Genomic DNA, 12,620 nt, shown 5'->3' with positions numbered 1-12,620 from the left:
AAGCTTATGAAGCGGATTGTTCTGATTGCAGGATTTGAATCGTTTAATGCAGGGCTGTATCGGCAGGCGGCAGATTTAGCACAGTCGCAAGGCTCACAGCTAGACATTCGAGTATTTAGCGATCGCGATCTCACCTCAAATCCGACAGAAATAGAATCTGCACTGAAACAAGCCGATGTCTTTTTCGCAAGCTTGCTGTTTGACTACGATCAAGTGCTTTGGCTAAGAGAGCGAGTACAAACGATTCCAATTCGCTTGGTGTTTGAATCGGCATTGGAATTAATGAGTTTGACGCAGTTAGGGAAATTTGCAATTGGGGATAAGCCCAAAGGAATGCCCAAACCTGTCAAATTCATTCTCGATAAATTTAGTAACGGACGAGAAGAAGACAAGCTTGCAGGCTATATTAGCTTTCTGAAAACAGGCCCCAAATTATTGAAATTTGTCCCAGTTCAGAAGGTTCAAGATCTGCGAAATTGGTTGATCATTTATGGCTATTGGAATGCAGGGGGAACAGAGAATGTCGCGGCTCTGTTTTGTACGATCGCTCAAAAGTATTTAGATCTAACCGTTGGCGAAATTGCAGACCCTATTGAAACTCCAAATATTGGGCTTTTGCATCCTGAGTATGATGGTTATTTTGAATCTCCAAAGCAATATCTAGGCTGGTATCGCCAGCGTTTTAATTCTCATCATCCGACTGTTGGAATACTGCTCTATCGAAAGCATGTCATTACAAATCAGCAATATATTCCAAAATTGATCAAAGCGTTTGAGAAAGCCAATTTAATTCCCGTTCCAATTTTTATTAACGGCGTTGAAGGTCATGTTGCTGTTCGTGATTTGATGACGACAGACTATGAACAGCAACAGCGCGATCGCGGCATCAATGCAACGCTTTCACTTTCAGATCAAGCGGTAAAGGTAGATGCGATTGTTTCCACGATCGGATTTCCCTTGGTCGGAGGCCCCGCCGGATCAATGGAAGCAGGAAGGCAGATCGAAGTGGCTAAACGCATTCTCAATGCTAAGAATGTTCCCTACATTGTTGCGGCTCCATTACTCATTCAAGACATTCATTCTTGGACAAGGCAGGGAATTAGCGGATTGCAGAGTGTGGTGTTGTATGCGCTGCCTGAGTTAGACGGCGCGATCGATACGATTGCGCTCGGTGGTTTAGTCGGAGAAACCATTTACCTCATTCCAGAACGAGTAGACCGATTAACCGGGCGATTAAATCAATGGATTAAACTCCGCCAAACTCCTGCTGAGCAAAGAAAAATTGCGATTCTACTATATGGATTTCCGCCCGGATATGGAGCAGTTGGAACAGCAGCATTGCTGAATGTTCCGCGATCGCTGATCAAACTATTACACGCGATGAAAGAGCAAGGATATGCGATCGCGGATTTACCCGAAGATGGAGAAACTCTGATTCAAGCTGTCAAACGCTCAGATGAAGGAGATGCGATCGCAATTTCAACCCAAACACTTGAGAAATGGTTAGGCTATCTGCTCACGTCTAGAGTTGAAAAGCAGTGGAAATCGTTATCCAGTAGTGGCATTAAGACACTCGGTGATGATTTAGTGTGGGGAGGCGTTCAGCTTGGCAATGTTTGGATCGGAGTGCAGCCTCCACTCGGAATTTCAGGAGATCCGATGCGACTGATGTTTGAGCGGGATTTAACGCCTCATCCGCAGTATGCAGCATTTTACAAATGGCTTCAGAACGACTTTGGGGCAGATGCGATCGTGCATTTCGGAATGCATGGCACAGTCGAATGGCTCCCCGGTTCACCGCTTGGAAATACAGGTTATTCTTGGTCAGATATCTTACTCGGCAATCTTCCAAATCTTTATGTCTACGCGGCAAATAATCCTTCAGAATCGATTCTGGCAAAGCGCCGAGGCTATGGCACTTTAATCTCTCACAATGTTCCGCCTTATGGTCGAGCAGGATTGTACAAAGAGCTAGTCAACATTCGAGACTTAATTGCAGAGTATCGCGAAGATCCAGAAAAGAACTATGCGCTCAAATCCGCGATCGTGCAAAAAATCATCGATATAGGAATTGATGCAGATTGCCCGTTTGCAGAAGCAAAGCAACTAGGCATTGCGTTCAATCTTGAGAATATCAATCTCTTTAGCAATGATGCTTTTAATCGTTATCTGATTACTCTGTACGAATACTTGCAGGTCTTAGAAAATCGATTGTTCTCATCGGGCTTACATACCTTAGGTGAAATGCCCTCACCAGAGATGCTTGAAAGTTATCTCAAAGCATATTTTGACGATCGCATTCCTGAATCGTCGATCGCTCAAATTGCTCAAGGTGAAGATTTAGCACAATGGCAAGAAGCCGTTGATATTCGTAATCTGCTACTACAAACGACTGACGAACTGACGAATCTACTACGCGGATTGAATGGCGAATATATTCCTCCTGCGCCCGGAGGTGATTTACTTCGAGATGGCTTAGGCGCATTACCCACGGGTCGAAATATTCACGCCCTTGATCCCTATCGAATGCCTTCTCCTGCTGCTTATGAACGCGGTCGCGAGATTGCTCGTAAAATTATCGAGCAACATCTGAAAGAACATCAAACCTATCCAGAAACGGTAGCAGTAATGCTCTGGGGACTGGATGCCATTAAAACCAAAGGTGAATCGCTCGGAATCTTACTCGAACTCGTCGGAGCGGAACCTGTTAAAGAAGGAACTGGCAGAATTGTCCGATACGAACTCAAGCCAATCTCAGAAGTTGGACATCCTCGAATCGATGTTCTCGCAAATCTTTCAGGCATTTTCCGAGATGGCTTTGTCAACATCATCGAGCTACTCGACGATCTCTTTCAACGAGCCGCAGACCTGGATGAACCAGCAGACCAGAACTTTATTCGCAAACATGCGATCGCGCTGCAAACTCAAGGAGTAGACAATCCAACCGCCCGCTTATTCTCCAATCCCGCAGGTGATTACGGTTCGCTCGTCAACGATCAAGTGGTTGCCTCAAACTGGGAATCCGGTGAAGAATTAGGACAAACTTGGCAGAGTCGAAATGTCTTTAGCTATGGCAGAAAAGATAAAGGAGAAGTGCGATCTCAAGTCTTAGAGACTCTCTTGAAAACTACCGATCGCATTGTCCAAGAAATTGATTCAGTCGAATATGGCTTAACTGATATTCAAGAGTACTATGCCAACACAGGCGGACTCAAACGCGCCGCAGAACAGCAAAAAGGGACGAAAGTTCAAGCGAGCTTTGTCGAAAGCTTTTCAAAAGATACAACGCCTCGAAACCTAGAAGACCTATTGAGAATGGAGTATCGAACAAAACTGCTAAATCCAAAATGGGCAGAAGCAATGGCAGCCCAAGGATCAGGAGGAGCTTACGAAATCTCGCAACGCATGACTGCTTTAATCGGTTGGAGTGGAACAGTTGATTTCAAAGAATCTTGGGTCTACGACCAAGCGGCGGATACATATGCTTTAGATGCAGACATGGCAAAAAGACTTCAAGAAGCGAATCCTGAAGCCTTTCGCAATATTGTGGCACGAATGCTAGAAGCAAACGGACGAGGATTTTGGAATCCCGATGATGAGAAGCTGTCGAAACTCAGAGCGCTCTATGAACAATCGGATAGCAAGCTTGAAGGAGTAGAAATTGCTTCAGTTTAGCTTGCTTCCCGACGATTCAATCGGAGCACATCCTAAGAGTATGCTTTAAAAGTAATCGTTGAGGCGCATTCACCCGCCCTGGAATGGAATTCCGGGCTAGTTGAACGAAGTCCACTGAAGGGACTAACAGCCAATCAGAATGGGGTCTTCAGTCCTTTTCAAAGGACTTCGCACCGTTAGCCCCGAATTCATTCCGGGGCGAGCTAGAACGGAGCGAGGAAACGGTTGATACTTTTAAAACACCCTCTAACGGCGCAGGTAGGTAAACTTCGCATTCGGTCTGCCCACAAAGCAAGACTGATTAAATCCATACTTCCGAATCACCGCCAAAGACTGTTCTGCCTCAGCCTGATTTCCTTCAAAATCAAACATCCAGTGATTGCCATCTACAATTTTCCAACGATTGTTAATCTTGCTCACCGTCGTCGTCGCCGGATTGAACGGAATACAATCTTCACCGCGCATTGCGCCTACTGGAGCAGCATTGTTCACCAACATATATTGGAACGAAGGCTGAGGTCTGCCCACAAAGCAAGACTTGTTCATTCCATAGCGCTTGATCGTGCGGAGAGACTGTTCTGCTCTTGCGCGATCGCCCTCGAAATTAAACATCAAATGATTGCCATTTTCCACGATCGTCCAACGCCCCTGCACATTCTCAACGGCTGTATTGTTGGGATTGAACGCAATGCAATCTTCATTCAGCGCAGTTTGACCGAGCGAAACTGCATTCGATCGATATTTTCGATCCGTTTTACGATCGTGCAACACAATGTAAACCGATTGGGGCGGGGTTTTGCCTTGCTGAACTGCAAACCAGAGCTTCGTCAGATTTTCTGGATTTGAAAAAGCACAGAACCCATAGATTCTCTGATTCGATTGAGCATCATAGATATCAACCCAAGTTCTCGAAGAATTGGTGTTCGCACCGCAAGCAGGCAAATCCGGAGCACTCGTAAACAGCGCAGCATTGATTTGCTGCCAGTTCGTAACCGTCAAATTGTAGTAAGTATAGCCATTTTTGTTTTCGGTTCCTTTGAAAGCGAGAACAGGATTTGGAGAATTCAGTGCAGTCAAGTTACCAAACAGATTTGGATTCACATGAATCGGTTTAATTTCATTTGCAAACCCGGCTGTTGTGCCTAAACTTAACATTAGCCCAGCCAATAATGTGCTTGCTAACAAATGTTTAGATTGCATATTCCTTGAAGCTCCAGTAAATGAGTGGATACGGGTTAATAGGGAAGCGATCGAGACTTTATGCACTGCATTTCTATCGCTTGTCATTTCAGCCTAAGCGCCCCTACAAAACATCCACAGTGCCCAAACGGGTAAGAAAAACGGAGCGAATTATTATTAGGTATTGGTAGGTTTATTCAAGTAACTTAACAGCTTTTCTCAGGCGATCCATCTTAGAGGAGATGAGGTAGGGATCACCGTATTCGTATGATTTTCCAATGCTAGGACTTCTACAGAAATGATGAGTTTTAGCGATCGAAGTGTGAAACAAACCATTTATTCACTAAAGCGCGATCGTGAGTGAAGTTGCGATCGCAGGGTGACACGCCTATGGAAATGCTACAAGAATATCGCTATAAATTAGCGCAGTTTTGGCGATCCTCGATCGTCTTTCGCAGTCTTAGCTTACTTACAATCTTTGCCATCTCTGCGCTTCTGATCGTGTTACCTGCGCGATCGCAGCCCGTCGTTCTCACATTTTTGATGAATGCACCCGAAGTGCCAAATCTGCGACCTTTAATTGCAGAATTTGAGAAGCAAAATCCAGGCATCAAGCTCAACATGATTGAAGGTCCCAACGCTTCAAACTTGATCGAAGACTTGAATACGTCTGCTTTTCTTTTAGGAAGTGCGCCTTATGATCTCGTCAATATGGATGTCACTTGGGTCGCAAAATTTGCAGCAGCAGGATGGCTGCGTGACTTAACTAATGAAATTCCCCAAGAACAGTTAAACGAGTTCTTGCCCGGAGACATCGAAGCCAGTCGCTATCAAGGCAAACTCTATCGAGTGCCCTGGCGAACAGATGCAGCGTTACTCTTCTACCGGAAAGATTTGCTTGACCAAGCAGGACTTCAGCCACCCGAAACTTTTGATCAGTTGATCAAAGCCTCGCAGCAAATTCAAGGTAAGAATGGCGCACAGTGGGGATACGTTTATCAAGGGCGACAGTACGAAGGCGTTGCTGCGATGTTTATTGAGGTCTTAGAAGGCAATGGCGGCTTCTGGGTCAATCCTCAAACAAATGAAGTTGGACTCGATCGACCTGAAGCGATTCAAGCCTTAAACTTCTTAAGAACCACTGTTGACAAAGGTGTGACACCAGCTGGGGTCAGTACCTATCAAGAAGAAGAAGCGCGGCTCCTCTTCCAAAGTGGGAACACCGTATTTATGCGAAACTGGCCTTACGCCTGGGCATTACTCAACAAAGAAGACTCACCTGTTCGCGGCAAAGTCGCCGTCAAACCTGTGATTCACGCACCTGGAAAACTGAGCGTGTCTTGTCTAGGCGGATGGGGTTGGGGAATCGCTAGCACGACTCAGCATCCCGTAGAAGCTCGGAAAGCGCTCGACTTCTTTACAGGAACCCACGTTCAAAAAACCACATCCCTTTCCTCTGGGTACTTGCCGAGTCGCAAAGCGTTGTACAAAGACCCAGAAATTCTCGCGAAATACGACTTTTTCCCAGTCGCGCTCAAAGCTCTGGAAAATCCTGGAATTCGACCTCCGATCGCGCAATATGCCCAAGCGTCTGATATTTTGCAGCGCTATCTCAGTTCCGCAATCTCAGGACGCATTTCACCCGAAGAAGCGATGAAGTCAGCAGCCCGGGAAACACGCGCATTGTTAGGAGTTTAGCCGATGAAAGATGTGATTCGAGAGCGAGAACGTCGTACAGGTTGGCTCTTAACGATTCCAGCCTTGCTGATTTTGACGCTGGTCTTTGCTTATCCAATTCTGCGAGCGTTCTGGCAAAGTCTATTTGTTCAGAACTTAGGAAATCAACTGAATCCACATTTTACAGGATTGTCTAATTTTGCCCGGATGGCTCAAGACGGGCGATTCTGGCAAAGTATGGTCAATTCAGCGATTTTCACGTTTTCATCCGTGGCGATCGAACTTGTGCTCGGGATGGGAATTGCGCTCGTACTCAACCAATCTTTCCGAGGTCGAGGAGCAGTAAGAACGATCGCAATTCTGCCGTGGGCTTTGCCGACCGCACTGATTGCACTCGGTTGGACATGGATTTTCAATGATCAATACGGGATTGTCAATGACATTTTGCTGCGGTTGGGATTCATCGATACTGGTATCAACTGGCTCGGCAATCCGACTTTAGCCATGCTAGCAGTCATCTTTGCAGATGTTTGGAAAACAACACCCTTCATCAGCATTCTATTGCTCGCTGGACTGCAATCCATTCCAAATGATCTGTACGAGGCACAAGCGATCGATGGAGCTTCCCCTTGGCAAAGCTTTCGACAGATTACCTTGCCTCTACTGATGCCCCAAGTGGTTATCTCACTGTTATTCCGGCTCGCTCAGGCATTCGGAATCTTTGACTTAATCAGTGTCATGACCGGAGGTGGTCCTGGAGGTGCGACTGAAACAGTTTCGCTCTACATCTACGCCACAGTAATGCGCTATCTAGACTTCGGTTATGGAGCAGCATTAGTTGTGGTGACGTTCTTACTGTTAGTGTTAGCCGTTGCGATCGCAAGTTACTTCCTAACTCGATCCAGAGCTAAAGCATCGGGAGCAATTTAATATGACAACTGTATTTCCAGAATCCGTCGATCGACGAATGCCAGGAGGCAAATCAACTCGAATTGGGCGAAAAGTCGTCTTGCCGATTGCAGTTGCCTTCACTGTCATCTTTTGCCTGGCTCCAATCCTTTGGCAGCTCTTAACCTCATTCAAAGTGAATGCCGACATTGCGGCAATTCCCAATGTTTATTTCCCAACTCGATTTACATTAGATCATTACCGTTCTTTGTTTGAGCGTCGCCCATTTTTGAACTATATCTTCAATAGTGCGATCGTCTCTTTTGCTTCAACTATCCTCGCTTTAGGAGTCGGCTCTCCCGCAGCTTATGCGCTCGCCAGACTGAAACTTCAAGGAGAACGCTGGATTTTAGCAGGTGTTCTGATCGTGACGCTATTCCCACCGATTCTGCTCTTCCTGGGACTCCTCGAAATCGTTCGGGCGCTTCATCTTGGAAACAACTATCTTTCATTGATCATTCCTTACACCGCGATTAACTTGCCGCTCACGATTCTGGTGATGCGAAGCTTCTTTCAGCAACTTCCCAAAGATCTCGAAGATGCGGCAAGAGTTGATGGCTATAGCACTCCTCGAATGCTGCTGGAAGTCGTTTTACCGATGACAATCCCAGCACTCGTGACGACTGGAATTTTGACTTTCATTTCTGCCTGGAATGAATTCATCTTTGCCCTGACTTTCATCACTCGCGAAGACATGAAAACAGTTCCAGTTGCAGGCGCACAGCTCGGCGGAGCTTCGCCCTTTGAAATTCCATTTGGACCGATCGCAGCAGCAACGGTTCTCGGAACAATTCCACTGGTGTTGTTAGTTCTCTTCTTCCAACGCCGCATTGTTCAAGGGCTAACGTCTGGCGCAGTCAAAGGTTAATTCACTCTTCTCAAACATCATGGATAAGAAACTAGAACTCATTAACTTGAGAAAAGCTTACACTCAGCAAATTGTTCCTGTAAAAGACATTAACTTGAGTGTCGAACAAGGCGAATTTCTCACTTTGTTAGGACCTTCAGGATGCGGTAAATCGACGATCTTGCGCTTGATTGCGGGATTAGAACAGCCGACTAGTGGACAAATCCTGATCAATGGTCGGGATGTGAGCCGCTTGAATCCGGGCGATCGCAATATTGCAATGGTCTTTCAAAGCTATGCACTCTATCCGCACATGACCGTGTATGACAACATCGCATCCGGGCTAAAACTGCGGAAAACGCCCCATGCAGAGATCAAAGAAAGAATTCGTGAGGTCGCAGATTTCCTAGGATTGCATGATCTGATGAATCGTAAGCCGGGTCAACTGTCTGGCGGACAGCGACAGCGAGTTGCAGTCGCAAGAACCTTGGTTCGTCGTCCTGATTTATTCCTACTAGACGAACCGCTGAGTAACTTGGATGCGTTACTCCGGGAACACGTCCGGGCTGAATTGAAGCAATTGTTTGGTTCACAAAATGCGCCTGTTGTTTACGTGACGCACGACCAGACTGAAGCAATGACCCTTTCAACCAAAGTAGCTGTGCTGAATAATGGTTACCTGCAACAGTTCGATCGACCTGATGTGATCTACAGCCAACCTGCCAATCAATTTGTTGCAGGCTTTATTGGTAGCCCACAGATGAACTTTTTACGGGTTCCTTGTCAGAATGGCAATGCGATCGTGGGCAATACTAAAATTCCTCTACCCCGAAGCGTTAGCGCTCAAGAGATTATCTTAGGAATTCGTCCTGAGCATGTGCATCTTGCGCAAAACCGCAATGAACCGACGCTAGAGGGTGAAGTGTTCCTAACCGAGAATTTAGGCATGCACGATTTGGTCAGTGTACGGATCGGACATGGAACAAGTGAACCGATCAACCTGCGCGCGATCCTCCCAGTCCATTCGGGCTTAAAAGCAGGAAGTGCCGTGCAGTTAGCCTTTTCAGATGAAACCATTCATTGGTTTGATGTGGCAACGGGCGATCGCATAACAGATGCGCGATCGCATGTGATGGCATAGCTCTGTTGCAATCTGCAATTTACCCCTCAAATCTTCACTGCCTGAAGACTTGAGGGGTATAGGTTTATTTGATAATAGATTACAGCAATGCCTGTATAGCTCTCAGTGCTAACCTTATTTGGAAATCTCAGAATACTCAATCTTTTAACTAAGGTGCTGAATTAATGTTTTCTCCAGCGCAATTCAGTGCGGAAATTGATGATACAGGGGCGTGTTTCGCAATTAATTCAACCTGACCCGCCGCATTGCGTCGCCATTCGGTTGCCTCTACCATCATTTCATGCATTTCACTGCCCGAAGACACTGTTGAGCGAGATGCACGACCGTTTGACAATTTTAAATCAGCAAGATCTCGCAAATCAGACCAGACCGAATTGTGAGCCACAGCATGAGTCGGATCTTCTGGAATTCCACCTCGCCCTGTGACGACAAAACGGCTGCCTTCGAGCGCTGAACATCCTTTTGCAACTTGCTGTCCTGCGTCAAGGAACTCAACAGGTAATTGCAACAATCCTGCATTGATATCTACATCAGGACTCTTAATGGCAACACTGCCATTCACACCAAAATCCGAACTCGCAGTAATGTCATTTTCAGGGGTCTGCTGCGATCGAAACTTTAAGCCAAAAATGCCTTGAGTCGTAATTTGAATATTACCGCCATTGCCTCGCTCAGCCCTAGCAACAATATCACTGTTTTCTAACCCTAGTAGAATCGGCGCATTGACAGTAAGATTGCCTCCATTGCCTCCTCCCCTCGCCTCAGCCGTGATTCCACTTCCACGACGCATGATGATCGACTCTTGAACTTGAAGATTCATATTTCCACCATTGCCAACCGTCGTCGAAGCAGCAAGACTTCCTCTTTGATCTAGATAAATTGAATTTGCATTGACATTCAAGTTTCCAGCATTTCCAGAGCCAAGATTTCTCACTGTGACCAGTGCGCCATTTGCTACCTGTAAACGATCAGTATTGATCGTGACGCTGCCTGCATTCCCACTTGGCAAACGTGGAGTATTGTAGAGCAACCGTACGCTCTCTGGCAGAATATTGCCAGCAGAACTAATTTGGCTAGGAATTCTGGCAACAGGCGCAATTCCTTTCACAGTTACAGATTCACTTGCATTGACGGTAATATTTCCAGCATTACCAAAAGCAACCGTCGAAGCACCAAGCCGTCCCCCGTCCCGAATCAACAATCGCTTTGTATCAAGCGTGAGGTTGCCTGCATTTCCTGTTCCAAAAGAGACATCAAACAAAGTACTAAACTGCCGGAATTTCGGCTCTTCTCCTCCCAATTCTACAGACTCAGTTGCTTTAATATCTAGGTTTCCGGTTGAGCCAGCGCCCAAAGTCCCAAGCCCAATCGATCCTCCATTTACACTGCTCAACTCACGAGTTGAAATACTGATATTGCCTGTATTTCCTGCACCGCTGCTTCGACTATAAGTGTAGTTAGTAATCGAAGAGAAATTAGAAGAATCGATCGCTGAAAAATCCTGTACTCGGACTGCTTGATCAGCATAAATTCTGATATTTCCTGTATTAGCACTGCCAAAGGTTTTACTGCTAATTCCAGCCCCCGCTAGTACTTCAACCTGTGGCGCAACAATATTAATCTCATTTCCATTTCCCGTATTGACTTGTTGCATGTGCAGCCCAGTCTGAATCGTGCCATCTGGTGTCGTGCCGCTCAGATAAAGCTTTTCAGAAGCGCGAATTTGAATTTGACCAGAAGATACCGTTCCTTGATTCTGAATCAGCGCAACAGACCCTCCACTTAGCGAGATCTGAGCACCATCAAGCTGGATAGATCCATTTCCTAAACCACTCGCATCGAGTAGAGCCTTCTGAGATAGTTGAATGTTCTGCTTGCCCTGGACTTGTTCATAGCCTAGCTGCCAGCCCTGTGCATTGGGCAGAAGGCTTACATAACCTGAACTGACACTACCCAACGCCAAATGCCCCTCAGGTGCACTGAGAATTCCGCCATTAAGTGTTACGCCAGAGCCAATCAAAGCCAACGTCTTTCCAGACTTTACGCTCAATCCTGTTGTGCTCGTTCCTGCACCTACAAGAGGATTTCTCACATCTGGACGTGTTCTACCCGTTAATGGATGTCCAATACCTTGAACTTGGATTGCTCCAGCAGGTTGCCCAAACTGCACGCCAATCGGGGCACTGACGGTTAGTAAAGGACGCGCATTAAGATCTGTTGCTCTAAATTCTGCACCATCTGCGAACCGAATACTAGAAGCTGTTGTCCCAACAAAAGAGCCGCCAATATTCAACTGTGCATTCGCACCAAAGAGAATCCCCGCTGGATTGAGCAGAAACACATTAGCAGTGCCTTGCGCTTCAATCAAACCATTAATATTAGATACAGTGCCGCCTGTCACTCGACTGAAGATGTTCTGAATCTCTGAGGCATGATTGAATCTCGCCGATCCCGATGTCGGAATTGAGAACTCCCGGAAACTGTGGAATAGGTTATTACCCATACGATCGCCAAAATCGATCGTGAAGTTTAATCCATCTGGAGAGGTGACTTTTGTCGATAACGTACCATCTTCAACCACTCGAAGCTGAGCAGATGCTGGACGTGCAAAGCTTAATCCAAGCAGCGCAATACTAGTTAAACCAAGGGAACAAAGTAAAGGGCGCATAAGGAGAACAGAGCATAATTCAACTTTAATGTGCCCAAAAGATAATAGTTTGAGTCAACTTTTTTCGTAAAGATATAATTAATCCAATCTTCAGAAAATTGATAGCAGGATTCGCCATTTTTTCACTCTATTTTATTAAAAATTAACTTAGACAAAGCAACATATTTCACGAATTCTAAAGATTTTGCTCTGTTTAAAACAGCGGATTCGTATTGAGTTAAAGCTCAATTCTAAGCAAATCAATTAATATATAAAATCTTCATTGAATCTTGATGTATAAGAGCTTCACATTTATAAAAAGCCTAAATTCCAATTTTTTCAGGCTGAAAATTTAGTGTTAATACTGAATTAAATAGAAGAAATAAATTGATAGGCTAAAAGCTCAAGATGAAACCACAATTGACTTGAGTACTACCTTCTCGCTATTACTCAACCCAATTTCATCAAGGTGCAGAAACCATGACCTACTCGATTTTCAGTTAAAT

7 protein-coding genes are annotated in these 12,620 nt (G+C 45.6%); 5 read left to right on the top strand and 2 right to left on the bottom strand.

Going from position 1 to position 12,620, the window contains the following annotated elements; translation table 11 throughout:
- Window positions 1–6 precede the first annotated feature (6 nt).
- On the top strand, window positions 7–3,675 hold the full coding sequence (gene bchH, locus OU814_RS29160; protein ID WP_268242997.1) for a magnesium chelatase subunit H: 3,669 nt from the start codon (window positions 7–9) through the stop codon (window positions 3,673–3,675).
- Between the two features lie 246 nt (window positions 3,676–3,921).
- Here bchH and OU814_RS29155 read toward each other — a convergent pair whose 3' ends face one another.
- Window positions 3,922–4,875 (bottom strand): hypothetical protein, encoded by a 954-nt coding sequence (locus OU814_RS29155; RefSeq protein ID WP_268242996.1) that lies wholly within the window; start codon window positions 4,873–4,875, stop codon window positions 3,922–3,924.
- 369 nt (window positions 4,876–5,244) lie between these two features.
- Between OU814_RS29155 and OU814_RS29150 the strand changes: the two genes are divergently transcribed.
- From OU814_RS29150 to OU814_RS29135, 4 genes are read left to right on the top strand one after another with little or no spacing between them, the layout of a single operon-like run.
- Window positions 5,245–6,552, top strand: coding sequence for an ABC transporter substrate-binding protein (locus OU814_RS29150; protein WP_017288439.1), 1,308 nt, complete (start codon window positions 5,245–5,247; stop codon window positions 6,550–6,552).
- Window positions 6,553–6,555: 3 nt separating this feature from the next.
- Window positions 6,556–7,461 carry a carbohydrate ABC transporter permease gene (locus tag OU814_RS29145; RefSeq protein ID WP_017288438.1) on the top strand — a complete coding sequence of 302 codons (906 nt, stop codon included), beginning with the start codon at window positions 6,556–6,558 and terminating at the stop codon, window positions 7,459–7,461.
- A 1-nt stretch (window position 7,462) separates the two neighbouring features.
- Window positions 7,463–8,347, top strand: a complete 885-nt coding sequence (locus tag OU814_RS29140) for a carbohydrate ABC transporter permease (protein ID WP_017288437.1) — start codon at window positions 7,463–7,465, stop codon at window positions 8,345–8,347.
- Between the two features lie 19 nt (window positions 8,348–8,366).
- Window positions 8,367–9,467 carry an ABC transporter ATP-binding protein gene (locus OU814_RS29135; RefSeq protein ID WP_017288436.1) on the top strand — a complete coding sequence of 367 codons (1,101 nt, stop codon included), beginning with the start codon at window positions 8,367–8,369 and terminating at the stop codon, window positions 9,465–9,467.
- Window positions 9,468–9,615: 148 nt separating this feature from the next.
- Here OU814_RS29135 and OU814_RS29130 read toward each other — a convergent pair whose 3' ends face one another.
- Window positions 9,616–12,135: a beta strand repeat-containing protein gene (locus tag OU814_RS29130; protein ID WP_268242995.1), complete on the bottom strand. Its 2,520-nt coding sequence runs from the start codon at window positions 12,133–12,135 to the stop codon at window positions 9,616–9,618.
- Window positions 12,136–12,620 lie beyond the last annotated feature (485 nt).

Origin of the sequence: Leptolyngbya sp. GGD, assembly GCF_026735145.1 — a bacterium.
GTDB lineage: Bacteria > Cyanobacteriota > Cyanobacteriia > Leptolyngbyales > Leptolyngbyaceae > Leptolyngbya > Leptolyngbya boryana.
The sequence above is the reverse complement of the archived record's forward strand: the minus strand, read 5'-3'. Positions and strand labels throughout refer to the sequence as shown.